Below are 25,717 nucleotides of genomic sequence, written 5' to 3' on the forward strand. Positions count from 1 at the left end.
CCGTATGCCCGCGGCGTCAGCGCCGGCGGCTCTTCCGGTCGTCCTTTTCGTGACCCTTGAACGTGCGGGTCAGCGCGAACTCGCCGAGCTTGTGCCCGACCATCGCCTCGGTCACGAACACGGGGACGTGCTTACGTCCGTCGTGCACGGCGATCGTGTGCCCGAGCATCTCCGGGATGATCGTCGAGCGGCGCGACCAGGTCTTGATGACGTTCTTCGAGCCCTTCTCGTTCTGCGTCTCCACCTTCTTGAGCAGGTGGTCGTCGATGAACGGGCCCTTCTTCAGGCTGCGAGGCATGTCTTATCTCCCTCAGCCGCGCTTACGCGTGGCGTAGCGACGGCGGACGATCAGCCGGTCACTCGGCTGGCCCTTACGACGGGTGCGGCCCTCGGGCTTACCCTGCGGGTTGACCGGGTGGCGACCACCGGAGGTCTTGCCCTCACCACCACCGTGCGGGTGGTCGACCGGGTTCATGGCGACACCACGGACGGTCGGGCGCTTGCCCTTCCACCGCATCCGGCCGGCCTTGCCCCAGTTGATGTTCGACTGGTCGGCGTTGCCGATCTCACCGACGCTGGCGCGGCAGCGCACGTCCACCCGCCGGATCTCGCCGGACGGCATACGCAGGGTCGCGTACGCGCCCTCCCGGCCGAGCAGCTGGATGCCGACGCCGGCCGAGCGAGCCAGCTTGGCGCCACCGCCCGGACGCAGCTCCACGTTGTGGATCGTGGTACCGACCGGGATGTTGCGCAGCGGCAGGTTGTTGCCCGGCTTGATGTCGGCGCTCGGGCCCGACTCCACCGTGTCGCCCTGCTTCAGGTCCTTCGGCGCGATGATGTACCGCTTCTCGCCGTCGGCGTAGTGCAGCAGCGCGATCCGCGCCGTGCGGTTCGGGTCGTACTCGATGTGCGCGACCTTGGCCGGCACGCCGTCCTTGTCGACCCGCTTGAAGTCGATCAGCCGGTACTGCCGCTTGTGGCCGCCACCCTGGTGACGAGCGGTGATCCGGCCGTGCACGTTCCGGCCGCCCTTCTTGGGCAGCGGGACCAGCAGCGACTTCTCGGGAGTCGACCGGGTGATCTCGGCGAAGTCGGCGACGCTGGAGCCACGCCGGCCCGGCGTCGTCGGCTTGTACTTACGGATAGCCATTGTCTACACCCCTCAGCTGACCGGGCCGCCGAAGGCCTCGATGCGGTCGCCCTCAGCCAGCTTCACCATCGCCCGCTTGGTGTCCTTGCGCTTACCGAACCCGGTACGGGTCCGCTTGCGCTTGCCCTCGCGGTTGAGCGTGTTGACCGTCAGGACACGGACGTTGAAGATCTGCTCGATAGCGATCTTGATCGCCGTCTTGTTCGCGTCCGGGTGCACCAGGAAGGTGTACCAGTTGCGGTTCAGCTCGCTGTAGCTCTTCTCCGAGACGACCGGCGCGACGATGATGTCGCGCGGATCGGCGATCGTGCTCACTTGCCACCCTCCTCGGTGGTCTCGGCCGGCACGCCCAGGAACTCGTCCAGGGCCTCCTTGGTGAAGACCACATCGTCGGCCACCAGCACGTCGTACGTGTTGAGCTGGCCGGCCTCGATCAGGTGCACCCGCGGCTCGTTGCGCAGCGACACCCAGTTCAGTTCGTCGGTGCTGCTCAACACGACCAGCACCCGCCGGGCGGTGGTCAGCTTGGCGAGCGCGGTCAGGGCCGCCTTGGTCGACGGCTTCTCGCCCGAGACGAACGCCTCGACGACGTGCACCTGCCCGGCACGCGCCCGGTCCGACAGGGCACCACGCAGCGCGGCGGCCTTCATCTTCTTCGGGGTGCGCTGGCTGTAGTCGCGCGGCACCGGGCCGTGGACCACGCCACCGCCGGCGAACTGCGGTGCGCGGATCGAGCCCTGCCGGGCACGACCGGTGCCCTTCTGCTTGTACGGCTTCTTGCCGCCGCCGGCAACCTCGCCCCGGGTCTTGGTCTTGTGGGTGCCCTGCCGAGCGGCAGCCAGCTGCGCCACGACGACCTGGTGCATCAGCGCGATGTTGGCCTGCGCGTCGAAGATGTCGGCGGGCAGCTCGACCGAGCCGGTCTTGGTGCCCTCGGAGTTGAGGACGTCAACGGTGGTCACTTGCCCACACCGCCCTTCTTCGCCTTGGCCTTGGCCGCAGTACGGACCAGGACCAGCGCGCCCTTGGGGCCGGGGATGGCGCCACGGACGAGCAGGAGATTGTTCTCGGTGTCGACCGCCTGGACGGTCAGGTTCTGCACGGTGTAGCGCACGCCGCCCATGCGGCCGGCCATCCGGGTGCCCTTGAAGACGCGACCCGGGGTGGCGCAGGCGCCGATCGAGCCCGGCGAGCGGTGCTTGCGCTCGACACCGTGGCTGGCGCGCAGACCGTGGAAGCCGTGCCGCTTCATCGGGCCGGCGTAGCCCTTGCCCTTGGTCTTGCCGGTCACGTCGATCGAGACACCGGCCGGGAACTCCTCGACCGTGACTTCCTGGCCGAGCGAGTAGTCCGCGGCGTCGCTGGTGCGCAGCTCGACGATGTGCCGGCGCGGCGCCACGTCAGCCTTGGCGTAGTGCCCACGCAGCGGCTTCTTCGCCTTCCGCGGGTCGATCGTCCCGTACGCCAGCTGGACCGCGGAGTAACCGTCCTTGTCGGCGTCACGAACCTGGGTGATGACGCAGGGGCCGGCCTGAACCACGGTCACCGGGACAACGCGGTTGTTGTCCCAGACCTGGGTCATGCCGAGCTTCGCGCCCAGGATCCCCTTAACTTGCCTGTCCATGTGTCCGGTCCCTACAGCTTGATCTCGATGTCGACGCCAGCCGGCAGGTCGAGGCGCATGAGCGAGTCGACCGTCTTCGGGGTCGGGTCGATGATGTCGATCAGTCGCTTGTGCGTACGCATCTCGAAGTGCTCGCGCGAGTCCTTGTACTTGTGCGGCGAGCGGATGACGCAGAAACGGTTGATCTCCGTGGGCAGCGGCACCGGGCCCGCGACCTGCGCCCCGGTACGCGTCACCGTCTCGACGATCTTCCGAGCCGAGGAGTCGACGACCTCGTGGTCATAGGCCTTGAGCCGGATGCGGATCTTCTGTCCCGCCATGGTGGCTTCTGTTCCTTCTCTCGATGCCGCTGTGTTGCGGGTGCCTGTACCGGCTGGCACAGACCCTCTTCGCCCACCCCCGCGGTCGGGCGTGTCGCGCCCTGGGGCCAGGCTCCGCCCCGGGATACCGGAGCGATCCTGACCGCGGTGGGTCCAAGCGCCGATCGCACTGAGGCGACCTGAACGCCGCGCGAGGGTGGTTGACGGACGGGCCGCCAACCACCCCACGCCCGACTGCTCTGCCTACCCGGAGGTTCAGCGGAAGCCGAACACGGGCGGCGAACTGTCGTTACGCAACCTGACTAGTATGCCGCACGACCGGCGGCGGGTCTAATCGGGGTTACCCAGCTCACTTGATGATCTTGGTGACGCGACCAGCGCCGACCGTACGGCCACCCTCCCGGATCGCGAACTTGAGGTTTTCCTCCATCGCGATGGGCTGGATCAGCTTCACGGTCATCGTGGTGTTGTCGCCCGGCATGACCATCTCGGTGCCCTCGGGGAGGGTGACGACACCGGTGACGTCCGTGGTCCGGAAGTAGAACTGCGGACGGTAGTTCTGGAAGAACGGGGTGTGCCGGCCGCCCTCCTCCTTGGAGAGGATGTAGACCGTCGCCTCGAACTCCGTGTGCGGGGTCGTGGTGCCCGGCTTGACGACCACCATGCCGCGCTCGACGTCCTCGCGCTTGATGCCGCGCAGCAGCAGACCGACGTTCTCACCCGCACGGGCCTCGTCGAGCAGCTTGCGGAACATCTCGATGCCGGTGCAGACCGTCTTCTGCGACTTCTCGCGGATACCGACGATCTCCACCTCCTCGTTCGGCTTGAGGATGCCGCGCTCGGCGCGACCGGTGACGACGGTGCCACGACCGGTGATCGTGAAGACGTCCTCAATCGGCATCAGGAACGGCTTCTCGGTCTCGCGCTCCGGCTGCGGGATCGCGGTGTCGACGGCGTTCATCAGGTCCATCAGCTTCCCGGTCCACTCCGGGTCGCCCTCCAGGGCCTTCAGCGCCGAGACGCGCACGACCGGCAGGTCGTCGCCCGGGTACTCCTGCGACGAGAGCAGCTCGCGGACCTCAAGCTCGACGAGCTCCAGCAGCTCCTCGTCGTCGACCATGTCGCTCTTGTTCAGCGCCACGACGATGTACGGCACGCCAACCTGGCGGGCCAGCAGCACGTGCTCGCGGGTCTGCGGCATCGGGCCGTCGGTCGCCGCGACCACCAGGATCGCGCCGTCCATCTGGGCGGCACCGGTGATCATGTTCTTGATGTAGTCGGCGTGACCGGGGCAGTCGACGTGCGCGTAGTGCCGCGCCTCGGTCTGGTACTCGACGTGTGCGATCGAGATCGTGATGCCGCGGGCCTTCTCCTCCGGCGCCTTGTCGATCTCGTCGAACGGCGTGTACGGGTTCAGGTCCGGGAACTGGTCGTGCAGGACCTTGGTGATGGCCGCCGTCAGCGTCGTCTTACCGTGGTCGATGTGACCAATGGTGCCGATGTTGACGTGCGGCTTAGTCCGCTCGAACTTCGCCTTCGCCACTGGTGTCCTCCTGTGGACTTCTTGGTTCGTTCGCCCCGGCGCGCCAGGAGCGGCGCTTAGGACTCTGTCGACAGCCTTTCCGGCCTGACGGCCGGAGAGCTTTGTGGGTTCTGCGGCGATGAAGCCTACAGGCCCGGAATTCACACAATCCGACCGAGGTGGTCGCGGTCGGGGAATTCCTTCCGCGACCACCGTCGGATCATCCGATCACGTCAGGTGAGCGTCACTCACCCGTCGCCTTGGCGATGATCTCCTTCGCCACCGAGGCCGGAACCTCGGCGTAGGAGTCGAACTGCATGCTGTAGCTAGCCCGGCCCTGGGTCTTCGACCGCAGGTCGCCGACGTAGCCGAACATCTCCGACAACGGCACCAGGGCGCGGACGACACGGGCGCCGCTGCGCTCCTCCATCGCCTGGATGATGCCGCGTCGGGAGTTGAGGTCGCCGATGACGTCACCCATGTTCTCTTCGGGAGTGGTGACCTCAACAGCCATCATCGGCTCGAGCAACGCGGGATCGGCCTTGCGGGCCGCGTCCTTCATCACCATCGAACCGGCGATCTTGAATGCCATTTCCGACGAGTCGACCTCGTGGTACTGGCCGTCCAGCAGCGTCAGCTTGACCCCGACCAGCGGGAATCCGGCGAGGACGCCGTACTGCATGGCATCCTGCGCGCCCGCGTCCACCGAGGGGATGAACTCCCGGGGGATGCGGCCACCGGTGACGGCGTTGGCGAACTCGTAGGTCGGCGCGTCGTTGCCCAGCGGCAGCGGCTCCAGGCTGACGATCACCCGGGCGTACTGGCCGGAACCACCGGTCTGCTTCTTGTGGGTGTACTCGATCTTCTCCACCGTGCGGCGGATGGTCTCGCGGTACGCCACCTGAGGCTTACCGATGTTCGCCTCGACGTTGAACTCGCGGCGCATCCGGTCGACCAGGATGTCCAGGTGCAGCTCGCCCATGCCGGAGATGACCGTCTGGCCGGTCTGGTCGTCCAGCTTGACGCGGAAGGTCGGGTCCTCCTCGGCCAGCCGCTGGATGGCGGTGCTGAGCTTCTCCTGGTCCGCCTTGGTCTTCGGCTCGATGGCCACCTCGATGACCGGCTCCGGGAACGTCATCGACTCCAGGATGACCGGGTTCGCCGGGTCACACAGGGTGTCACCGGTGGTGGTCTGCTTCAGACCCTGCACCGCGATGATGTCGCCAGCCTTGGCGGAGCTGCGCTCCTCCCGCTTGTTGGCGTGCATCTGGTAGATCTTGCCGACCCGCTCCTTGCGGTCCTTGGTGGAGTTGACCACCTGGGACCCGGACTCGACCACGCCGGAGTAGACCCGGACGTAGGTCAGCTTGCCGAGGTGCTTGTCGGTCTGGATCTTGAATGCGAGGCCGGAGAAGGGCTCCGAGGTGGAGGGCTTACGCTGCATCGGCGTCTCGCCGTCGGTGGCCGTGCCCTCGATCGCCGGGATGTCCAGCGGCGACGGCAGGTAGTCGATGACGGCGTCGAGCATGGGCTGCACGCCCTTGTTCTTGAACGCGGAGCCGCAGAGCACCGGGTTGGCCTTGCTGGCGATGGTGGCCCGCCGGATGGCGGCCTTGATCTCCTCGACGGAGATCTCCTCGCCCTCCAGGTACTTCTCCATCACCGAGTCGTCGACGTCGGCCAGGGTCTCCATCAGCTTCTCGCGCCACTCGGCCGCGGAGTCGGCCAGGTCGGCCGGGATCTCCTCGATCGCGTAGTCCTCACCCTTCTGGGTCTCCCCGCGCCAGGTGAGGGCGCGCATCTCGACCAGGTCGACGACGCCGATGTGGTTGCCCTCAAGCCCGATCGGGATCTGGAGCACCAGCGGAGTGGCGTTCAGCCGGTCGATCATCATCTGCACGCAGCGGAAGAAGTCGGCACCGGTCCGGTCGAGCTTGTTGACGAAGCACATCCGCGGGACGTTGTACTTGTCCGCCTGACGCCAGACGTTCTCCGTCTGCGGCTCCACGCCGGCCACGCCGTCGTAGACCGCGACAGCACCGTCCAGGACCCGCAACGACCGCTCCACCTCGACCGTGAAGTCGACGTGGCCGGGCGTGTCGATGATCTGGATCGTGTGGCCCTTCCACTCGCACTTCGTGGCGGCGGAAGTGATGGTGATACCGCGCTCCTGCTCCTGCTCCATCCAGTCCATGACGGCAGCGCCCTCGTGGACCTCACCGATCTTGTACGTGATACCGGTGTAGAACAGGATTCGCTCGGTGGTAGTGGTCTTACCGGCATCGATGTGCGCCATGATGCCGATGTTGCGTACGTTGGCGAGCGCGTCTGCGGCGGCCACTTCAATCCCTACTTATCGTCGTCTCGACACAACTGGTGGCGGTCCCGGCACCGGAGGGCGCCGGGACCAGGGTGTTACCAGCGGTAGTGCGCGAAGGCCTTGTTGGACTCGGCCATCTTGTGCGTGTCCTCGCGCCGCTTGACGGCGGCACCGAGGCCGTTGCTCGCGTCCAGCAGCTCGTTCATCAGCCGCTCGATCATCGTCTTCTCACGCCGAGCGCGGGCGTAGGTCACCAGCCAGCGCAGGCCCAGCGTGGTGGCCCGGGCCGGCCGGACCTCGACCGGCACCTGGTAGGTCGCGCCACCGACACGGCGGCTGCGCACCTCAAGGGTCGGCTTGACGTTGTCCATGGCGCGCTTGAGGGTGACGACCGGGTCGGTCCCGGACTTCTCCCGGCAGCCCTCCAGGGCGGCGTAGACCACGCGCTCGGCGAGCTGACGCTTGCCGCGCAGCAGGATCTTGTTCACCAGCTGCGTGACCAGCGGCGAGTTGTACACCGGGTCAGCGACCAGCGGTCGCCGCGGAGCAGGTCCCTTACGCGGCATGTCAGCTCTTCTCCTTCTTCGCGCCGTAACGGCTGCGCGCCTGCTTGCGGTTACGGACACCCTGGGTGTCCAGCGAACCGCGAACGATCTTGTAACGCACACCGGGGAGGTCCTTCACCCGGCCACCACGCACGAGCACGATCGAGTGCTCCTGCAGGTTGTGCCCGACACCGGGGATGTAGGCGGTCACCTCGACCTGGCTGCTGAGCTTGACACGAGCGACCTTGCGCAGCGCCGAGTTCGGCTTCTTCGGGGTGGTGGTGTACACCCGGGTGCACACTCCCCGCCGCTGCGGAGATCCCTTGAGCGCCGGGGTCTTGGTCTTGGTCGTCTTCGCCTGACGGCCCTTTCGGACCAACTGCTGAATGGTGGGCACCGGGTTTCTCCGCTCCCTTCGGCCGCTGCTCGCGACCGCGCCGTCTGCCGTAGCCGATCTCGTGATCGGCTCTCCTACATTCCGGCCAGGGCCACCTCGCGGAGGTCCCGGCACCCGCGGTCGGGCGTGTCGCCAAACTCACGGTTCCCGTCCGGCGCTTGCGCGCAGACCCGGGGTTTGTCACCGGCACACGGATTGCCGCAGGCCGGATCTTCTGGCTCCAATCGTGGTGCCGTCCGGATATCGGATAACCGGCTCCAGCGCACGCACGAGTTGCCCGGGCAGGCCCGGGCACAAGGGGAAAGAGTACCTACCACAGCCGCGCAGGTCAAAACGGAAGACCTGCCGGACGTCGCACCGCTTGCCGGCTGGTCTCTGTCGCACCGCCCGCCCGTGATGGGCACCTACGGACACAAGTGTACCGGCTCTGCCGGAAACCGGCCCGCGAGCCCCCAGCTGACCACAGCCCGGCCAGCGATCGGCCGAGGTGTCGGCAGAGGCTCGCCCGAACAAGCCAGGGACACGGCGGTGCCCCGACCCGGGGCGGAGTCTCTCGGGAGGCGATGGCCAGGCGGTTCTAAGCCAGTGCCAGCAGCACCGCCAGCCCCACGCCTACCAGGCAGAGCAGCAGGCCGGTCCCACCGCAGCTGATTCCCGCGATGGCCAGGCCCCGCCCGGTGAAGCGGACCGCCGGCGGAGGTGCCGGGCGGCGGATCTGCCGCAGGCCGAGCAGACCGGCCACGACGGCGCCCACCCCGGTGAGGCCACCGAGGGCGGCGAAAGCACCCGCCGCCCAGGCTCCGTTCGCCCCTCCCCCGATGGCGCCCACGCAGATGACCAGAATCGAGACCAGAATCGAGGTGATACCGGCCACCAGCGAGCCGACCGCCAGGCCGGAAGCGACCGGGGGCACGTCGAGGTGCACCACCGCGAACGGCGTACCGGGCACCGGCTCGACCCGCTTCGGCGGTCGGGGAGGATCCTGCGGCGGCGGTGGCTGTCTCCAGCCTGGGCCGCCGGTGGGCCCACCCGGTGCCGGCGGCGACCCCGGCACCGCCCCGAAGGCGGATGGACCGCCCGCCGAGGGCCCGAAGGCCGCCGGAGCGGGCGGTGCCGAGCCGGGCGGCGGCCCCCAAGCCGGCGAGCCGGGCGGCGGCCCCCAGGTCGGCGAGCCGGGCGGCCCGAAAGGAGAGCCTGCGGCCGGCGACCCGGGCGGCGGGCCAAAGGGCGAGTTCGCGGGCGGCGGGCCGAAAGGGGCAGCGGCGGGCGGTGGGCCCGGGACTGGCGGGCCGGACGGCGGACCGGCGGACGTCGCGGTAGGTGCCGGCGGGGAGGTCGGCGGGACAGCCTGTTCCGGTTCGACCCGATCGCTTCCAGGCCGGGCCCATCCCGTCTGGTCGGCATCGGGGCGCCCGACGGTGGGCTGAGCGGCTTCGCCGCCCTCGGGGCGCGCCGGTTCCGTCACGGGATCCTCCTTGTCGGGCAGCGTCCACGCACCACGCGACGGACACCGGTCAGGCTACCGTCGGCGGTCAGCCCCTCGGTGCCGGGCGCGAGGACGCACCGGGCGTGCCGATCAGTCGACCTCAGGCGCGAAGTCCTGCCCGTAGGGCGACTCGGCGAGCCGGACCACCCCGATCACCAGCGCCACCACCAGGCTGACCGCGACCAGCACCAGGCCCGTCCAGGCCAGCCGCTCGCCACGACGCAGCCAGGCCGCACCGGTCAGGAAACCCGCCGAGGCGTACGCCTCCCGACGCGCCTGCCGGGCCAGGTGCAGGGCCACCGTGGCCGGTACCACGCCACCGATCAGCAGTCCCGTCAATGCGGCCATCAGGCCGAGGGCGAAGACCGCCCGAGCCTTGGTCGCCCGGACCGGATCCGGGTCGAGCGGATGCCGGGGCGGCTCCGGTGGAGGTGCAACCGGCATGGGTCCGGCGGCGGTCGTCATGTCTCCATCATGCCCGGGCGATCCGGATCAGTAGGAGCAGACTTCTAGCCGGTTGCCGAGCGGGTCACGGAACCAGAACCAGGTGACCGGCTGGTCGGGCGCCTCGTTCAGCTCGCCGACCTCGGCGCCCCGCTCGATCAGCCAGGCCCGCGCGGTGGCCGCGTCGGGAGCGTGGAAGTTGAAGCCGGACCACTCACCGCCGCCCGGGTTGAGCAAGGTGACCGGCGGACCCTCCGGTGCCTTCAGCACCACGATGTGCGAGGTGCGGAATAGCTCCGGCCAGCCCAGTACCTGCTCGTACCACTCGGCCACGGCGTGCGGATCGTCGACCTTGACGAAGACCGTGTCGACCTTGCGTAGTGGGCTCGCAGACATACCGGCGACCATAGCGACCGGTACCGACAACGAGGCCCCCGGCAGATGCCGGGGGCCTCGTTGTCAGAGCTGACGGATCAGCGGTACGACCCGAAGTCGAAGTCGTCCAGCGGGACCGCCTGGCCACTGGCCGGCCCGAAACCGTAGTCGGTCTCCGGGTAGCCGGTCATCGAGTACACCTTGGCCTTCGCCTCCTCGGTCGGCTCGACCCGTACGTTGCGGTACTTGCTGATGCCGGTACCGGCCGGGATGAGCTTACCGATGATCACGTTCTCCTTGAGACCGATCAGCGAGTCACTGCGGGCGTGGATCGCCGCGTCGGTCAGCACCCGGGTGGTCTCCTGGAAGGAGGCCGCCGAGAGCCAGGAGTCGGTGGCCAGCGAGGCCTTGGTGATACCCATCAGCACCGGACGACCGGCGGCGGGCTCGCCACCCTCGCCGACGAGCCGGCGGTTCTCCGACTCGAACAGCGCCCGGTCGACAAGCACACCCGGCAGGAACTCGGTCGAGCCGGAGTCGATGACCGTCACCCGCTTGAGCATCTGGCGGATGATGATCTCGATGTGCTTGTCGTGGATGAGCACACCCTGAGAGCGGTAGACCTCCTGGACCTCCTGGGTCAGGTGGACCTGGACCGCCCGAGGGCCGAGGATGCGCAGCAGCTCGTGCGGGTCGATGGTGCCCTCGGTGAGCTTCTCGCCGACCTCGACGTGGTCGCCGTCGTGGGCCCGCAGCCGGACCCGCTTCGAGATCTTGTCGTAGACGATCTCGTCGCTGCCGTCGTCCGGGATCACCACGATCTTGCGCGACCGCTCGCCGTCCTCGATCCGGATCCGGCCGGGGGTGTCGGCGATGGGTGCCTTGCCCTTCGGGATCCGGGCCTCGAAGATCTCCTGGACACGCGGCAGGCCCTGGGTGATGTCCTCACCCGCGACACCACCGGTGTGGAAGGTACGCATCGTCAGCTGCGTACCCGGCTCACCGATGGACTGGGCGGCGATGATGCCGACCGCCTCACCGACATCAACGATCTTGCCGGTCGGCAGCGAGCGGCCGTAGCACGCACCGCAGACGCCCAGCTTCGACTCGCAGGTCAGCACGCTGCGTACCCGGACGGTCTCGACTCCGGCGGCGACGATCCGGTCGACCAGGATCGAGTTGATGTCCGCGCCCCGCTCGGCGACGACGGTGCCGTCCGGCCCCTTGATGTCGTCGGCCAGGGTACGGGCGTGCACGCTGGTCTCCGCGTGCTCGTGCACCACGAGCCGGCCGTCGAGCTGCTGACCGACCTGCATCGGGATGGCCCGATCGGTGCCGCAGTCCTCCTCGCGGATGATGACGTCCTGCGAGACGTCCACCAGACGCCGGGTCAGGTAACCCGAGTCGGCGGTACGCAGGGCGGTGTCCGCGAGACCCTTACGGGCACCGTGCGTGGAGATGAAGTACTCCAGCACGGACAGACCCTCCCGGTAGCTGGCCTTGATCGGCCGCGGGATGATCTCGCCCTTCGGGTTGGCCACCAGACCACGGATCGCCGCGATCTGCCGGAGCTGGAGCAGGTTACCGCGAGCACCCGAGTTGATCATCTTCCACAGCGGGTTCTCCTGCGGCAGCGCGGTGTCCATCTCCTTGGCGACCTCGTTGGTCGCCTTGGTCCAGATCTCGATGAGCTCGCCGCGACGCTCCTCGGCGGTCATCAGACCACGCTGGTACTGCTTGTCGATCCGGTCGGCTTCCTTCTCGTACCGCTCCAGGATCTCCCGCTTGCGCGGCGGAGCGATGACGTCCTCCATGCCGATGGTCACGCCGGACCAGGTGGCCCAGTGGAAGCCGGCCTCCTTGAGCCCGTCGAGGGTGGCCGCCAAGGCCACCTTCGGGAACCGCTCGGCGAGGTCGTTGACGATCGCGGAGAGCTGACCCTTGCGGATCTCGTAGTTCACGAACCGGTAGCCCTGCGGCAGGGTCTCGTTGAACAGCACCCGACCAAGGGTGGTCTCGATCGTGAGCGGCTCGCCCGGGACCCAGCCCTCGGGCGCGGTCCACGGCTGCCCACCGGCGCCGTTGTCCACCTCGACCACGTCCCGCAGCCGGATCTTCACCGGTGCCTGCAGGTGCAGCTCGCCGTTGTCGTACGCCATCCGCGCCTCGGCGTCCGAGCTGAACGCCCGACCCTCCCCGCGCTCACCGGCGGTGAGGTGGGTCAGGTGGTAGAGCCCGATGACCATGTCCTGCGTGGGCATGGTGACCGGCTTGCCGTCGGCCGGCTTGAGGATGTTGTTCGACGACAGCATCAGGATCCGCGCCTCGGCCTGGGCCTCGGCGGACAGCGGCACGTGCACCGCCATCTGGTCACCGTCGAAGTCGGCGTTGAACGCGGTGCAGACCAGCGGGTGGATCTGGATGGCCTTGCCCTCGACCAGCTGCGGCTCGAAGGCCTGGATGCCGAGTCGGTGCAGGGTCGGCGCCCGGTTGAGCAGCACCGGGTGCTCGCCGATGACCTCTTCCAGCACGTCCCACACGACCGGCCGCTGCCGCTCGACCATCCGCTTGGCGGACTTGATGTTCTGTGCGTGGTTGAGGTCGACCAGCCGCTTCATCACGAACGGCTTGAACAGCTCCAGCGCCATCTGCTTGGGCAGGCCGCACTGGTGCAGCTTGAGCTTCGGGCCGACCACGATGACCGAGCGGCCGGAGTAGTCGACGCGCTTGCCCAGCAGGTTCTGGCGGAACCGGCCCTGCTTGCCCTTGAGCATGTCGGACAGCGACTTGAGCGGACGGTTACCCGGGCCGGTGACCGGCCGGCCGCGGCGGCCGTTGTCGAACAGCGCGTCGACGGCCTCCTGCAGCATCCGCTTCTCGTTGTTGACGATGATCTCGGGCGCGCCGAGGTCGATCAGCCGCTTGAGCCGGTTGTTCCGGTTGATCACCCGACGGTAGAGGTCGTTCAGGTCGCTGGTGGCGAAACGGCCGCCGTCGAGCTGCACCATCGGGCGCAGGTCCGGCGGGATGACCGGTACGCAGTCCAGCACCATGCCGAGCGGCGAGTTGCGGGTGTTCTGGAACGCCGCGACGACCTTGAGCCGCTTGAGCGCCCGGATCTTCCGCTGACCCTTACCGGTGCGGATGGTCTCCCGCAGGTTCTCGGCCTCGGCCTCAAGGTCCATGTTCTGCACCAGGGCCTTGATCGCCTCGGCACCCATGCCGCCGGTGAAGTACTCACCGAACCGGTCGCGCAGCTCACGGTAGAGCAGCTCGTCGGTGACCAGCTGCTTCGGCTCCAGCTTGCGGAAGGTGTCCAGCACCTCGTCCAGACGGTCGATCTCGCGCTGGGCCCGGTCGCGGATCTGGCGCATCTCGCGCTCTCCGCCCTCCTTGACCTTGCGCCGGACGTCCGCCTTCGCGCCCTCGGCCTCCAGCTCGGCCAGGTCGGCCTCCAGCTTGGCCGCCCGCTTCTCGATCTCCGAGTCGCGGCTGTTCTCCGACTGCCGCTTCTCGGCCAGGATCTCGTTCTCGATGGTCGAGAGGTCACGGTGACGCGCTTCGGCGTCAACGCTCGTCACGACGTACGAGGCGAAGTAAATGATCTTTTCGAGGTCCTTCGGGGCGAGGTCCAGCAGGTAGCCCAGCCGGCTCGGCACGCCCTTGAAGTACCAGATGTGGGTCACCGGGGCAGCGAGCTCGATGTGGCCCATCCGCTCACGGCGGACCTTCGAGCGGGTCACCTCGACGCCGCAGCGCTCACAGATGATGCCCTTGAACCGGACCCGCTTGTACTTACCGCAGTAGCACTCCCAGTCCCGCTGCGGACCGAAGATCTTCTCGCAGAAGAGCCCGTCCTTCTCCGGCTTGAGGGTGCGGTAGTTGATCGTCTCGGGCTTCTTGACCTCGCCGTGCGACCACTGACGAATGTCGTCCGCGGTCGCCAGCCCAATTCGCAACTCGTCGAAAAAGTTGACGTCGAGCACGTTCAAATCCCTCACACGTCGCTTGGTGCGTCAGCAGCTCACCGGGTTTTGGTTTCGGGGCGGGGTGACCCACGAAGGGATCAAGCCTGACCGCCCGGAGTGGGTCGCCCCGCCCCGAAACCCCAACGTCACACTTCCTCGACCGAGCTCGGCTCGCGCCGGGACAGGTCGATACCCAGTTCCTCCGCGGCCCGGAACACCTCGTCGTCGGTCTCGCGCATCTCCAGGGCCACACCGTCGCTGGAAAGCACCTCAACGTTGAGGCACAGCGACTGCAGCTCCTTGAGCAGCACCTTGAACGACTCCGGGATGCCCGGCTCCGGGATGTTCTCGCCCTTGACGATGGCCTCGTAGACCTTCACCCGACCGAGAACATCGTCGGACTTGATCGTCAGCAGCTCCTGCAGGGCGTACGCGGCACCGTATGCCTGCATCGCCCAGCACTCCATCTCGCCGAAACGCTGGCCACCGAACTGCGCCTTACCACCCAGCGGCTGCTGCGTGATCATCGAGTACGGACCGGTCGAACGAGCGTGGATCTTGTCGTCGACCAGGTGGTTCAGCTTCAGGATGTAGATGTAGCCGACCGCGATCGGGTCGGGCAGCGGCTCACCGGAACGGCCGTCGAACAGCTGCGCCTTTCCGGAGGAACCGATCAGCTGCCGACCGTCCCGGTTGGGCAGGGTCGACGCGAGCAGACCGGAGATCTCCTCCTCGCGGGCACCGTCGAAGACCGGGGTGGCCACGTTGGTGTCCGGCTCGGAGGAGTCGGCGCCGATGCCCTGGAGCTGCCGCTTCCACTCGGCGTCGTCGCCCTCGACCTGCCAGCCCGTCTTGGCCACCCAGCCCAGGTGGGTCTCCAGCACCTGGCCGATGTTCATCCGGCTCGGCACACCCAGCGGGTTGAGCACGATGTCGACGGGCGTGCCGTCCTCCAGGAACGGCATGTCCTCGACCGGCAGGATCTTGGAAATGACGCCCTTGTTGCCGTGTCGGCCGGCGAGCTTGTCACCGTCCTGGATCTTCCGCTTCTGGGCGACGTAGACCCGGACCAGCTCGTTGACGCCCGGCGGCAACTCGTCGCCGTCCTCCCGGGAGAAGGTACGCACGCCGATGACCGTGCCGGTCTCGCCGTGCGGCACCTTCAGGGAGGTGTCCCGGACCTCGCGCGCCTTCTCGCCGAAGATGGCCCGCAGCAGCCGCTCCTCCGGGGTCAGCTCGGTCTCGCCCTTGGGCGTGACCTTGCCGACCAGGATGTCGCCGGGGACGACCTCGGCACCGATCCGGATGATCCCGCGCTCGTCGAGGTCGGCGAGCATCTCCTCGCTGACGTTCGGGATGTCGCGGGTGATCTCCTCCGGGCCGAGCTTGGTGTCCCGCGCGTCGACCTCGTGCTCCTCGATGTGGATCGAGGTGAGCACGTCCTGCTGCACGAGGCGCTGCGACAGGATGATCGCGTCCTCGTAGTTGTGCCCCTCCCAGGTCATGAACGCCACGAGCAGGTTGCGCCCGAGCGCCATCTCGCCCTCGTCGGTGCACGGACCGTCGGCGATGACCTGGCCGGCCTCGACCCGGTCGCCCTCGAAGACCACCGGCTTCTGGTTGACGCAGGAACCGGCGTTGGAGCGGCGGAACTTGTGCAGCAGGTACGTCCGGCGGTGGCCGTCGTCCTGGTGGACCGTGATGTAGTCGGCGCAGAGGTCCTCGACCACGCCACCGACCTCGGCCACGACCACGTCACCGGCGTCGACCGCGGCACGGTACTCCATGCCGGTGCCGACCAGCGGGGACTCGGCCTTGACCAGCGGCACCGCCTGACGCTGCATGTTCGCGCCCATCAGGGCCCGGTTCGCGTCGTCGTGCTCCAGGAACGGGATCATCGCGGTCGCGACCGAGGTCATCTGCCGCGGCGACACGTCCATGTAGTCCACGGCGGCCGGCGGGACGTCCTCGGTCTCGCCACCCTTACGGCGGACCAGGACGCGGTCCTCGGCGAACGAGCCGTCGGCCCGCAGCGGGGCATTGGCCTGCGCCTTGACGAACCGGTCCTCCTCGTCCGCGGTCAGGTAGTCGATCTGGTCGGTGACCCGACCGTCGATGACCTTCCGGTACGGCGTCTCGATGAAGCCGAACGGGTTGACCCGGGCGAAGGTGGACAGCGCGCCGATCAGACCGATGTTCGGGCCTTCCGGCGTCTCGATCGGGCACATCCGGCCGTAGTGGGACGGGTGCACGTCGCGGACCTCGAAGCCGGCCCGCTCCCGGGACAGACCGCCGGGGCCGAGCGCGCTCAGCCGCCGCCGGTGGGTCAGGCCCGCCAGCGGGTTGGTCTGGTCCATGAACTGGGACAGCTGCGAGGTGCCGAAGAACTCCCGGATCGCGGCGACCACCGGACGGATGTTGATCAGGGTCTGCGGCGTGATCGCCTCGACGTCCTGGGTGGTCATCCGCTCGCGGACGACCCGCTCCATCCGGGACAGGCCGACCCGAACCTGGTTCTGGATCAGCTCGCCCACGGTACGCAGCCGCCGGTTGCCGAAGTGGTCGATGTCGTCGGCCTCGTAGCCCTCCTCACCGGCGTGCAGCCGGCAGAGGTACTCCACGGTGGCGACGATGTCGTCCTCGGTCAGCGTGCCGGTGGTGATCGGCACGTCCAGCTCGAGCTTCTTGTTGAACTTGTACCGCCCGACCTTGGCTACGTCGTACCGCTTCGGGTTGAAGAAGAGGTTGTCGAGCAGGGTCTGGGCGTTCTCGCGGGTCGGCGGCTCGCCAGGGCGCAGCTTTCGGTAGATGTCGAGGAGCGCCTCGTCCTGGCCGGCGATGTGGTCCTTTTCGAGCGTGGTCATCATCAGCTCGGACCAGCCGAACTTCTCACGGATCTGCTCGGCCGACCATCCGATGGCCTTGAGCAGCACCGTGACGGCCTGCCGACGCTTACGGTCGATGCGAACGCCGACCGTGTCGCGCTTGTCGATGTCGAACTCCAGCCAGGCACCCCGACTCGGGATGACCTTGACGCTGGAGAGGTCGCGGTCGGAGGTCTTGTCCGGCTGCTTGTCGAAGTAGACGCCCGGCGAGCGGACGAGCTGGCTGACCACCACCCGCTCGGTGCCGTTGATGATGAAGGTGCCCTTCGGCGTCATCATCGGGAAGTCACCCATGAACACCGTCTGGCTCTTGATCTCGCCGGTGGTGTTGTTGGTGAACTCCGCGGTCACGAACAGTGGCGCGCAGTAGGTGAGGTCCTTCTCCTTGCACTCCTCGATCGAGGCCTTGACCTCGTCGAAGCGCGGCGCCGAGAAGGAAAGCGACATAGTGCCGGAAAAGTCCTCAATGGGACTGATCTCGTCGAGGATCTCCGCGAGACCCGAGCGTGCGTGCGGGTCGTCCGCCGACCGGCCCTGCCAAGCCTCGTTGCCGACGAGCCAGTCGAAGGACTCGTTCTGAATGGCGAGGAGGTTGGGGACCTCGAGGTGTTCGGTGATCCGACCGAAGGAAACTCGGCGGGGAGCGAATGCGCTCGACGTACGACTGGTCTTCGCAGGGCGGGAAGCTGCCAAGATGCGTCCTTCCGAGGACCGGTGCTGCAGAACGGCTGGTACGCGTGCACTCCAATGACCCCACCAGAAAATATCCACAAACGGACATTTCCGAGCAGGGGTCAAGTCGGAAGGCAGCGCAAACTAGCAGTGTAGCCGAGAGGCTAACCGCTGTCCAGCCCACCCCGCAGGTTGTTGCGGAACGTGCCTCGGGACCCCTCGAACGGGTCGCACCGGGCCGCTCGGAACACAACGTCCCTGCCGGGCCGCCCGGGTCTGCGTGGCGAGTGGTGCTGCCGCTGCATTACCCGCGCGGTGGCCGTCGCAAGCGCGGAAGGTCTTGCTCATGTCAGCGTGCCTGGCAGCCCAGGGCCGCGTCAAGGGCCGTTGTCGGCATCGGACGCTCTTTCCCACCCACGAGCGAGTCCACCGGCCCGGTCCACGCGCCGCAGACCGGGTTCCACGCCCTGCTCACGCCGGTTGCGGGCCGGTACACGAACACGGCGGACGACGATCCACTGTCGGATCGCCGCCCGCCGCGACGTGCTCTGCCCGGTTCACGCGAGCCGGGACGGCCAGGTGGGACTCAGGTCACTTGAGGGTGACCTTGGCGCCCTCGCCCTCGAGCTTGGCCTTGGCCTTGTCCGCGGTCTCCTTGTTGACCTTCTCCAGGACCGGCTTCGGGGCGGCCTCGACCAGGTCCTTGGCCTCCTTGAGGCCCAGGCCGGTCAGCTCACGCACGACCTTGATGACCTGGATCTTCTTGCCACCGTCGGCGTCGAGGATGACGTCGAACTCGTCCTTCTCCGGCTCGGCCTCGGCGGCAGCGCCACCGGTGGCCGGACCCGCCATCATCATCGCGGCCGGGGCGGCGGCGGTGACCTCGAAGGTCTCCTCGAACTGCTTCACGAACTCGGAGAGCTCGATCAGCGTCATCTCCTTGAACGCGTCGAGCAGCTCGTCGGTGCTGAGCTTCGCCATGTCTGGCGTCCTTTCCTAATGGTTCAAACTAAAGAACGTGGTGTGCCGGCGCGGCCTCAGGCCGCCTCGGCACCTTCCTTCTCGCGCTTGTCCTGCAGGGCGGCCGCCAGGCGGGCGGTCTTCGACAGCGGGGCCTGGAACAGGGCCGCGGCCTTGCTCAGGTTGCCCTTCATCGCGCCAGCCAGCTTGGCCAGCAGCACCTCGCGGGACTCCAGGTCGGCGAGCTTCGTGACCTCGGCCGCAGAAATGGCCTTGCCCTCGAAGACGCCGCCCTTGATGACGAGCTTCGGGTTGGCCTTCGCGAAGTCGCGAAGGCCCTTCGCCGCCTCGACGACGTCGCCCGAAACGAAAGTCAGCGCGGTAGGACCGGTGAACAGCTCGTCGAGGCCGGAGATGCCCGCGTCCGCCGCGGCACGCTTGGCCAGCGTGTTCTTGGCAACCGTGTAGCTGGTCTCCTTGCCGAGCGAGCGCCGCAGCTGGGTGAGCTGGGAGACCGTCAGACCGCGGTACTCGGTCAGCACGGTGGCACCCGCGCTCCGGAAGCTCTCGGTCAGCTCCGCGACGGCCGTGGCCTTGTCGGCCCGGATCGGCTTGTCCGCCATGTCCCTCCTCTCTCGTTGCTCGAGGCTGGTCACCGTCGCAGGCGAGCGCCTGTGACGGGGCGGAGGTGTCGCGGCAACAGAAAAGCCCCGGCGCAGGGCGCACGGGGCGAGGACGGCGGAATCACATGGTCGGCGGACCACAGGATGCTGCCGATGTCGCTTGCCGCCCTACGCGGGTCGCCCGTCTTCGCGGGACCTTCGACCGTGCCGGGGCACGGTGACCAGCGGTCTCTGGGTGGAACTTCGCGCATCAGGCTACGCGACACCTGCGGCAACCGCCAAATCGCCCCCGGACCGGCCCGGCGGCAACGGCCGCCACCCGGCCGACAGCTCGATCGCCACGTATGGTCCAAGTCGCTGGCTCGCTGCGATACGCCCTGCCCGCCTCGACCGAGGACGCGACCACGCGCTAAGCGCGCCGGGTGCGGGCTCGGGCGTAGCCGGTCAGCGCCACCGCCGTCCAGGCCAGCGCCCACGCCGTCAGCAGCAGCGCGGTCGAGCCGGACAACGGGCCGACCAGCGCCCTGGCGGTGGGTAGCAGCGGTGGCGCCAGCCACGGCGCGACCGACCCCGAGAAACCGAGCACCAGCGCGCCGACCGTACCAAGGGTGAGCACCGCCACACCGTAGCCGGCACTTCGGGTGATCACCCGGCTGGCCAGCGCGCCCAGCGCCACGGCCGCTGGCAGGGCGAGCAGGTGCGCCCAGAGACCGAGCGCCACGCCTGCGGGAACTGACCGGTCACCGGGCAGGCTGGGACCGGCGACCCCGCCGACCAACCAGGGAAAGACCAGGGCGGTCGCCACCAGACCAAGGCCGGCCACCAGCGCGGCGACCAGCCCCGCCGCCTGCTCCCGTGCCGGGCCGACCGCGACCAGAGCCAGGCGGCGCTGCACGTCCGGCTCCACGTCCAGCAGGATCTTGGTCTGCCAGGCCAGCACGGGAAAAAGCACCACGGCCGATACGCCGTAGGCCTCCGCCGGCTGGGCCCGACCGCCGCCGTACAGGATGCCGAGGGTGAGCAGGCCGGCCAGCACCGGTGCCAGCGCCCGTCCGGTACGCAGGAAGCCGGCGAGCCGGAACCGGACCAGGGCGGTCATCGGGCCACCTCGGAGGACGGTCCCGCCCCCGGCCGCATGGCCTCGGGCGGTGCGCTCTGGCCGCGTACCCGCAGGACGTGGTGGCCCTCGGCGCGCAGGCGGGCGACGGTGGCCGGCAACTGCCCGACCGGGACCTCAAGCTCGACCACCGCGACCGCCGCCGCATCCGACGGGGCCCGCTCGACCACCGCCCCGTCGGCCACCAACCACTCCCGCGCGCCGGGCAGCCGGACCGTCTCCCCGCGATGATCGCTGACCAGCACCGACCCGCCGTCGGCCAGCACCTCGTCGACCACCTGCGGGACCAGCTCGCGAGCCGCCGCGTCCAGGCCCTCCCAGGGCTCGTCGAGGACGAGCAGGCCGGGCGGACGCAGCAGTGCCTGGGCCAGGCCGACCTTCTGTGCCGTGCCCTTCGACAGCTGGGACAGCCGGACCGTGCGGAACGGGCCGATGCCCAGCCGGTCGACCCAGCGCCGCACCGCACGATCCGCCGTGATCGGGGACAGCCCGGCGATCCGGGCCATCGCGGCGAGGTAGCCGTCGACGGTGAACGGCTGGTCGGCCGGGAAGCGTTCCGGCACCCAGCCCACCACCGAAGGCCGGTCGAGCACCCGCCCGCGGGACGGCCGCAGGACTCCGGCGACGAGTTGGAGCAGTGTCGACTTGCCGGCACCGTTGCGGCCGAGCACCACCACCGCCTCGCCCGGCGCGACGCCTACCTTCACCTGGCGCAGCACCCACGGACCGCGCCGGTTGTACCGCAGCCCGACGTCCTCCAGCCACATGCCGTGAGCCTGCCACAGCGGACAGACGAACGCGGCCCCGCCATGAGTGGCGGGGCCGCGTCGGTGCGTCGTGCTCAGCTGTCGGCCGAGCCCTCCTGCAGGTTCTTCACCGCGTTCGGATCGACCGGCACGCCCGGTCCCATCGTGGTGGTGAGGGTGACCTTCTTGAGGTACTTGCCCTTCGCGGCCGACGGCTTGGCCCGCAGCACCTCGTCGAGGACGGCCGCGTAGTTGTCGACCAACTGGGCCTCGGAGAACGAGGCCTTACCGATGATCAGGTGCAGGTTCGAGTGCTTGTCCACCCGGAAGGTGATCTTCCCGCCCTTGATGTCCGACACGGCCTTGGTGACGTCCATGGTCACCGTGCCGGTCTTCGGGTTCGGCATCAGACCGCGCGGGCCCAGGATCCGCGCGATCCGGCCGATCTTGGCCATCTGGTCGGGCGTGGCGATCGCCGCGTCGAAGTCCAGCCAGCCGCCCTGGATCCGGGCGACCAGCTCGTCGGTGCCCACCTCGTCGGCACCGGCGGCGACGGCCTCCTCGGCCTTCGCGCCGGCCGCGAAGACGATCACGCGGGCGGTCTTACCGGTGCCGTGCGGCAGGTTGACCGTGCCGCGGACCATCTGGTCCGCCTTGCGGGGGTCGACGCCGAGGCGCATCGCGACCTCGACCGTGGCGTCGAACTTGGTGGCGGTGCTCTCCTTGGCCAGCTTGACGGCCTCGACGGGGGTGTAGAGCTTCGACTTGTCGATGGCCTCGGCGGCCTTGCGGTAGCTCTTGCTGCGCTGCATGTTCTGTCTACTCCTGTGGTCTCTGGCGGGCCGCGGTGCTCGCGCGCCCTCCCACGATCCGTACGGGTCGGTGGTGGCCGACGTCAGTCGGTGACGTTCAGACCCATCGACCGGGCGGTGCCGGCGATGATCTTCTCAGCCTGGTCGAGGTCGTTGGCGTTGAGGTCAGCCATCTTCTTCTCGGCGATCTCCCGCAGCTGAGCGCGGGTCACCGAGCCGACCTTCTGCGTGTGCGGGACGCCCGAGCCCTTCTGCACACCGGCAGCCTTGATCAGCAGCCGGGCGGCGGGCGGGGTCTTCAACACGAAGGTGAAGGACCGGTCCTCGTACACGCTGATCTCGGCGGGGACGATGTCGCCCCGCTGCGACTCGGTCTGCGCGTTGTACGACTTGCAGAACTCCATGATGTTCACGCCGTGCTGACCGAGCGCGGGACCGACCGGCGGCGCCGGAGTCGCCTGGCCCGCCGGCAGCTGAAGCGTGAACGTCTTGACGAGCTTCTTCTTCGGAGGCATGTCTCTTCCTGGGGCTTGGAACTGGGAAAGGTTCACACGACACCGCCGTCGGGGCGCGCACGGTCAGCGCGCATGCGACGGCGGCGACGTTCTAGGGTAGCGCAGACCTGGTTCCCGACGGCCACGGAGGTGGGCCGGGCGGGTGAACCGGACGAACGACGACCACCGGCGGCGGTCGCCCGCCACCGATGGTCGACAGCTCAGATCTTGGCGACCTGGTTGAAGTTCAGCTCCACCGGCGTCTCCCGGCCGAAGATCGACACCAGCACCTTGAGCTTCTGCTGGTCGGCGTTGATCTCGCTGATCGTCGCCGGCAGGGAGGCGAAGGCGCCGTCGGTGACCGTCACCGAGTCGCCGACCTCGAAGTCGAGGACCTTGACCTCCGGCTTGGCCTTCTTCTGCTCGGTCTCGACGGCAGGTGCCAGCCACTTGAGCACCTCGTCGAGGCTCAGCGGCGCCGGGCGGTCGGCCCGGTCCGTGGCACCGACGAAACCGGTGACCCCGGGGGTGTTGCGTACGCAGGAGTAGGACTCGGCGGTCAGCTCCATCCGGACGAGGATGTAGCCGGGAAAGACCTTCGCCTGCACCTGGGAACGCTTGCCGTTCTTGACCTCGACCTCTTCCCGGGTCGGCACCTCGACCTGGTAGATGTAGTCCTCCATGTCGAGGGACGTGATCCGGGTCTCGAGGTTGGTCTTGACCTTGTTCTCGTAACCGGCGTACGAGTGCACCACGTACCAGTCGCCCGGTGCGTAGCGCAGCTTCTGCCGCAGCTCCGCAACCGGGTCGAAGTCCTCCTCGGGAGCGGGCTCGGTCATGGCGAACTCCGACTCGTTGGCGGCCTCGACCGACTCGTCACCAGCCGCCGTCGCCACCGTGGACTGCTCGTCCGGGGTCGCGGCGGTCTCGTCGTACTCAGGCACGCTTGCTCACTTCCGTCACTATCGCACGTTCAGCCGGTCAGCTGGGGTTGCCGAAGACCCACAACACGCCCTTGGCGAAGCCGTAGTCCAGGACAGCCACGATCGTCAGCATCACCGTGACGAACGCGATCACCACCGCCGTGTAGGTCAGCAGTTCCTTGCGGGTCGGCCAGATGACCTTACGCAGTTCGGCCACGACCTCGCGGATGAAACGCGCGATGCGGCCGAAGAGGCCCACCCTGTCGGCGTCGGTACGCGTCTTGCGACCGTCGGCGGAATCGGCCTTGGCCCGCGAACGGGTGGCGGTGCCACCCCGCGAAACCGGCTCGTCCGCGTCGGTGGCGTCGTCCTCGGCGCTGTCGTTGACGACCTCGTCGTTCAGGCGCTCGTCGTCGGCGTCCTCGCCGCGCCGCTTGTTGTCGGCCACTTCGCCCTCCGTCGCGGGATGTCGGTGTCGCACGCAGTGCGCGTGCGCGGCGCTTGGTCACGCCGGCCGGACCAACCGTCCCGGGACGGGCCGCGGCCGGCGGATCAACCGGAAGGCCCGATGCCTCGGAACCTCCCCGCCGATGCCACCACCACGGGCCGGACGCCACCGGAAGGCGGCGGGACCCACGGAACGGTCAGGCCTGAGGCGCAGGGGTGACAGGACTTGAACCTGCAGCCTGCGGTTTTGGAGACCGCTGCTCTGCCAATTGAGCTACACCCCTGTGCGGCAACGCTCACCCCGCCCGGTCACACGACCAGGCAGGGGTCACTTGCCCCACGGCGGACCAGTGTACGGGTACCGACCCGACTTTCCCAACCGGTCTACCCGACGTGCCGCGCGGTACCGGTCAACCGGCCGTGCGCACGGTGGCCCGCGCCTGCGAGAGCACCTTCTCACCGAGGCAGGTGGCGGTTACGTCCAGCCTGGTCAGACCGGCGTCGGTCACCTCACGGACCACGGCAGTCACCACGATCTCGGTGCCGGTGTCGTCGTCCGGGACGGCCACCGGACGAGTGAACCGCACGCCGAAGTCGACCACCGCGTCGGGCGAGCCGGCCCAGGTGGTGACCGCCCGACCGACGAGCGCCATGGTGAACATGCCGTGGGCGATCACACCGGGCAGACCCACCTTGGTGGCGAACCGGTCGCTCCAGTGGATCGGGTTGAAGTCGCCCGAGGCACCTGCGTAACGAACCAGGTCCGCCCGGGTCACCCGGAACGTCTGGGTGGGCAGTTCCACGTCAGGCCTCCCCGCGTACGACGAGCTTGGACCAGACCGCGACCACCGACTCGCCAGCGGTCGTGCTGACATCGGTCCGGGTGGTCAGGAACTCGTGGCCGCCCCGGCTGGTGATCTCCTCGACGGAGTTGACGCAGACCAGCTCGTCGCCGGCCACCACCGGCCGGGTGTACGCGAACCGCTGGTCGCCGTGGACCACCCGGCTGTAGTCGATGCCGAGCGCCGGGTCCTCGATCAGCTGGCGGCTGGCGGCCATGGTGATCACCACCGGAAACGTCGGCGGCGCGACCACGTCCGGGTGGCCCAGCGCGCGGGCGGCCGCCGGATCGTGGTGGGCGGGATCGGTGGCGCCGATCGCCGTCGCGAACTCGCGGATCTTCTCACGGCCCACCTGATAGGGGGCGGTCGGCGGATAGGTCCGGCCGACGAAGGACTGGTCCAGGGGCATGCCGCGAACCTACACGCAAAGCACGATCGCCGATCCGAGCGGTCGGCGTCGGCTCAGCCGCGCCGTCCGTAGGGACCGGCGATCAGGATACGTGCGCAGCCGGGCCGATCGGCCCGGGCAGGTTCAGCGCGTTTCGCGGTGCAGGGTGTGCCGTCCGTCCCGGGGGCAGAACTTCTTCAGCTCGATGCGGTCCGGGTCGTTACGGCGGTTCTTGCGCGTGATGTAGTTGCGCTCCTTGCACTCCACACACGCCAAAGTGATCTTCGGCCGGACATCGGTCGCCTTCGCCACGGCGGAGTGCCTTCCTCGATAACGGATACAACTACGGCGCTAAAGCGTACGCGCCACCTGGGCGGACACGCAAAGCGGGCGCCTGTGGCGCCCGTCCCACCGACCACCGGAGATCCCTCCGGGGCGGACGAGAGTAGCGGTGGCCGGACTTGAACCGGCGACACAGCGATTATGAGCCGCTTGCTCTGCCATCTGAGCTACACCGCCGCGGTGGGCCCAGCCGGACCCTCTGAGCCCCCTTACGGAATCGAACCGTAGACCTTCTCCTTACCATGGAGACGCTCTGCCGACTGAGCTAAGGGGGCCTGCGCGATCACTCGGTGCCCGCGCAGAGGTAAGAGTACA

General features: G+C 68.5%; 26 protein-coding genes and 3 tRNA genes. All 29 read right to left on the reverse strand.

Translation table 11 applies throughout. The features are described 5' to 3' along the window. Positions 1–16: 16 nt before the first annotated feature. Positions 17–298 carry a 30S ribosomal protein S19 gene (rpsS, locus tag ACN26Z_RS27700; RefSeq protein WP_013735950.1) on the reverse strand — a complete coding sequence of 94 codons (282 nt, stop codon included), beginning with the start codon at positions 296–298 and terminating at the stop codon, positions 17–19. Between the two features lie 12 nt (positions 299–310). After that, on the reverse strand, positions 311–1,150 hold the full coding sequence (gene rplB, locus ACN26Z_RS27705) for a 50S ribosomal protein L2 (RefSeq protein ID WP_093403613.1): 840 nt from the start codon (positions 1,148–1,150) through the stop codon (positions 311–313). 12 nt (positions 1,151–1,162) lie between these two features. Beyond that, positions 1,163–1,465 carry a 50S ribosomal protein L23 gene (rplW, locus tag ACN26Z_RS27710; RefSeq protein ID WP_093403611.1) on the reverse strand — a complete coding sequence of 101 codons (303 nt, stop codon included), beginning with the start codon at positions 1,463–1,465 and terminating at the stop codon, positions 1,163–1,165. Next, positions 1,462–2,112 (reverse strand): 50S ribosomal protein L4, encoded by a 651-nt coding sequence (gene rplD / locus ACN26Z_RS27715; protein ID WP_093403609.1) that lies wholly within the window; start codon positions 2,110–2,112, stop codon positions 1,462–1,464. The genes rplW and rplD overlap by 4 nt, the downstream gene beginning before the upstream one ends. Next, on the reverse strand, positions 2,109–2,774 hold the full coding sequence (gene rplC, locus ACN26Z_RS27720) for a 50S ribosomal protein L3 (protein WP_093403607.1): 666 nt from the start codon (positions 2,772–2,774) through the stop codon (positions 2,109–2,111). The genes rplD and rplC overlap by 4 nt, the downstream gene beginning before the upstream one ends. Before the next feature lie 11 nt (positions 2,775–2,785). Then, positions 2,786–3,094, reverse strand: a complete 309-nt coding sequence (gene rpsJ / locus ACN26Z_RS27725) for a 30S ribosomal protein S10 (protein ID WP_007073037.1) — start codon at positions 3,092–3,094, stop codon at positions 2,786–2,788. A gap of 349 nt (positions 3,095–3,443) precedes the next feature. Further along, positions 3,444–4,637, reverse strand: a complete 1,194-nt coding sequence (tuf, locus tag ACN26Z_RS27730) for an elongation factor Tu (RefSeq protein WP_093403606.1) — start codon at positions 4,635–4,637, stop codon at positions 3,444–3,446. Between the two features lie 223 nt (positions 4,638–4,860). Then, the gene (fusA, locus tag ACN26Z_RS27735) at positions 4,861–6,957 is read right to left on the reverse strand and encodes an elongation factor G (protein ID WP_093403605.1); all 2,097 of its coding nucleotides are present in this window, start codon (positions 6,955–6,957) and stop codon (positions 4,861–4,863) included. A 74-nt stretch (positions 6,958–7,031) separates the two neighbouring features. Continuing rightward, positions 7,032–7,502 carry a 30S ribosomal protein S7 gene (gene rpsG, locus ACN26Z_RS27740; RefSeq protein ID WP_093403604.1) on the reverse strand — a complete coding sequence of 157 codons (471 nt, stop codon included), beginning with the start codon at positions 7,500–7,502 and terminating at the stop codon, positions 7,032–7,034. A gap of 1 nt (position 7,503) precedes the next feature. Further along, positions 7,504–7,878, reverse strand: a complete 375-nt coding sequence (gene rpsL, locus ACN26Z_RS27745; RefSeq protein WP_013735958.1) for a 30S ribosomal protein S12 — start codon at positions 7,876–7,878, stop codon at positions 7,504–7,506. A 577-nt stretch (positions 7,879–8,455) separates the two neighbouring features. Next, positions 8,456–8,827 carry a hypothetical protein gene (locus ACN26Z_RS27750; protein ID WP_210936517.1) on the reverse strand — a complete coding sequence of 124 codons (372 nt, stop codon included), beginning with the start codon at positions 8,825–8,827 and terminating at the stop codon, positions 8,456–8,458. 627 nt (positions 8,828–9,454) lie between these two features. Next, positions 9,455–9,829, reverse strand: coding sequence for a hypothetical protein (locus ACN26Z_RS27755; protein ID WP_093403601.1), 375 nt, complete (start codon positions 9,827–9,829; stop codon positions 9,455–9,457). Between the two features lie 27 nt (positions 9,830–9,856). Beyond that, a complete protein-coding gene (locus ACN26Z_RS27760) occupies positions 9,857–10,204 on the reverse strand; it encodes a VOC family protein (protein ID WP_170863407.1) in 348 nt (115 codons plus the stop codon). Between the two features lie 77 nt (positions 10,205–10,281). Beyond that, positions 10,282–14,169 (reverse strand): DNA-directed RNA polymerase subunit beta', encoded by a 3,888-nt coding sequence (locus ACN26Z_RS27765; RefSeq protein ID WP_093403734.1) that lies wholly within the window; start codon positions 14,167–14,169, stop codon positions 10,282–10,284. Positions 14,170–14,297: 128 nt separating this feature from the next. Then, positions 14,298–17,729: a DNA-directed RNA polymerase subunit beta gene (locus ACN26Z_RS27770; RefSeq protein WP_204000258.1), complete on the reverse strand. Its 3,432-nt coding sequence runs from the start codon at positions 17,727–17,729 to the stop codon at positions 14,298–14,300. 570 nt (positions 17,730–18,299) lie between these two features. Continuing rightward, a complete protein-coding gene (gene rplL / locus ACN26Z_RS27775) occupies positions 18,300–18,689 on the reverse strand; it encodes a 50S ribosomal protein L7/L12 (RefSeq protein WP_210829560.1) in 390 nt (129 codons plus the stop codon). Between the two features lie 56 nt (positions 18,690–18,745). After that, positions 18,746–19,291 carry a 50S ribosomal protein L10 gene (rplJ, locus tag ACN26Z_RS27780; RefSeq protein WP_013735964.1) on the reverse strand — a complete coding sequence of 182 codons (546 nt, stop codon included), beginning with the start codon at positions 19,289–19,291 and terminating at the stop codon, positions 18,746–18,748. A gap of 409 nt (positions 19,292–19,700) precedes the next feature. Further along, positions 19,701–20,390 (reverse strand): hypothetical protein, encoded by a 690-nt coding sequence (locus ACN26Z_RS27785; protein WP_421464056.1) that lies wholly within the window; start codon positions 20,388–20,390, stop codon positions 19,701–19,703. Beyond that, a complete protein-coding gene (locus ACN26Z_RS27790; protein WP_421464058.1) occupies positions 20,387–21,175 on the reverse strand; it encodes an ABC transporter ATP-binding protein in 789 nt (262 codons plus the stop codon). Before ACN26Z_RS27790 ends, ACN26Z_RS27785 begins: the two co-directional genes overlap by 4 nt. A 74-nt stretch (positions 21,176–21,249) precedes the next feature. Then, entirely contained in the window at positions 21,250–21,966 is a 717-nt protein-coding gene (gene rplA, locus ACN26Z_RS27795) for a 50S ribosomal protein L1 (protein WP_281564774.1), read from the reverse strand. 83 nt (positions 21,967–22,049) lie between these two features. Further along, positions 22,050–22,481, reverse strand: coding sequence for a 50S ribosomal protein L11 (rplK, locus tag ACN26Z_RS27800; RefSeq protein ID WP_093403591.1), 432 nt, complete (start codon positions 22,479–22,481; stop codon positions 22,050–22,052). A gap of 200 nt (positions 22,482–22,681) precedes the next feature. Next, complete coding sequence (gene nusG / locus ACN26Z_RS27805) at positions 22,682–23,404, reverse strand: transcription termination/antitermination protein NusG (protein WP_093403589.1); 723 nt, start codon at positions 23,402–23,404, stop codon at positions 22,682–22,684. A 37-nt stretch (positions 23,405–23,441) separates the two neighbouring features. Then, positions 23,442–23,831, reverse strand: coding sequence for a preprotein translocase subunit SecE (gene secE, locus ACN26Z_RS27810; protein WP_093403588.1), 390 nt, complete (start codon positions 23,829–23,831; stop codon positions 23,442–23,444). A gap of 210 nt (positions 23,832–24,041) precedes the next feature. Further along, positions 24,042–24,114, reverse strand: a tRNA-Trp gene (locus tag ACN26Z_RS27815). A 126-nt stretch (positions 24,115–24,240) separates the two neighbouring features. After that, positions 24,241–24,633: a MaoC family dehydratase gene (locus ACN26Z_RS27820; RefSeq protein ID WP_093403586.1), complete on the reverse strand. Its 393-nt coding sequence runs from the start codon at positions 24,631–24,633 to the stop codon at positions 24,241–24,243. Position 24,634: 1 nt separating this feature from the next. After that, a complete protein-coding gene (locus tag ACN26Z_RS27825) occupies positions 24,635–25,081 on the reverse strand; it encodes a MaoC family dehydratase N-terminal domain-containing protein (protein ID WP_282236832.1) in 447 nt (148 codons plus the stop codon). A 123-nt stretch (positions 25,082–25,204) separates the two neighbouring features. After that, positions 25,205–25,372, reverse strand: a complete 168-nt coding sequence (rpmG, locus tag ACN26Z_RS27830; RefSeq protein WP_093403583.1) for a 50S ribosomal protein L33 — start codon at positions 25,370–25,372, stop codon at positions 25,205–25,207. Between the two features lie 134 nt (positions 25,373–25,506). Further along, a tRNA-Met gene (locus ACN26Z_RS27835) sits at positions 25,507–25,579 on the reverse strand. 25 nt (positions 25,580–25,604) lie between these two features. Beyond that, a tRNA-Thr gene (locus ACN26Z_RS27840) sits at positions 25,605–25,677 on the reverse strand. Positions 25,678–25,717 lie beyond the last annotated feature (40 nt).

The organism is Verrucosispora sp. WMMD703, assembly GCF_049178935.1.
Classification (GTDB): Bacteria; Actinomycetota; Actinomycetes; order Mycobacteriales; family Micromonosporaceae; genus Micromonospora; species Micromonospora sediminimaris.

Bases quoted from the DNA above. Each gene is read 5' to 3' on its own strand.
- rpsJ (WP_007073037.1), bottom strand. From the start codon at position 3,094: ATGGCGGGACAGAAGATCCGCATCCGGCTCAAGGCCTATGACCACGAG.
- rplK (WP_093403591.1), bottom strand. From the start codon at position 22,481: ATGCCTCCGAAGAAGAAGCTCGTCAAGACGTTCACGCTTCAGCTGCCG.
- rplC (WP_093403607.1), bottom strand. From the start codon at position 2,774: ATGGACAGGCAAGTTAAGGGGATCCTGGGCGCGAAGCTCGGCATGACC.
- ACN26Z_RS27825 (WP_282236832.1), bottom strand. From the start codon at position 25,081: ATGCCCCTGGACCAGTCCTTCGTCGGCCGGACCTATCCGCCGACCGCC.
- ACN26Z_RS27790 (WP_421464058.1), bottom strand. From the start codon at position 21,175: ATGTGGCTGGAGGACGTCGGGCTGCGGTACAACCGGCGCGGTCCGTGG.
- rplB (WP_093403613.1), bottom strand. From the start codon at position 1,150: ATGGCTATCCGTAAGTACAAGCCGACGACGCCGGGCCGGCGTGGCTCC.
- rpsS (WP_013735950.1), bottom strand. From the start codon at position 298: ATGCCTCGCAGCCTGAAGAAGGGCCCGTTCATCGACGACCACCTGCTC.
- rplA (WP_281564774.1), bottom strand. From the start codon at position 21,966: ATGCAGCGCAGCAAGAGCTACCGCAAGGCCGCCGAGGCCATCGACAAG.
- ACN26Z_RS27760 (WP_170863407.1), bottom strand. From the start codon at position 10,204: ATGTCTGCGAGCCCACTACGCAAGGTCGACACGGTCTTCGTCAAGGTC.
- ACN26Z_RS27785 (WP_421464056.1), bottom strand. From the start codon at position 20,390: ATGACCGCCCTGGTCCGGTTCCGGCTCGCCGGCTTCCTGCGTACCGGA.
- rpsG (WP_093403604.1), bottom strand. From the start codon at position 7,502: ATGCCGCGTAAGGGACCTGCTCCGCGGCGACCGCTGGTCGCTGACCCG.
- ACN26Z_RS27755 (WP_093403601.1), bottom strand. From the start codon at position 9,829: ATGACGACCGCCGCCGGACCCATGCCGGTTGCACCTCCACCGGAGCCG.
- rplJ (WP_013735964.1), bottom strand. From the start codon at position 19,291: ATGGCGGACAAGCCGATCCGGGCCGACAAGGCCACGGCCGTCGCGGAG.
- rplL (WP_210829560.1), bottom strand. From the start codon at position 18,689: ATGGCGAAGCTCAGCACCGACGAGCTGCTCGACGCGTTCAAGGAGATG.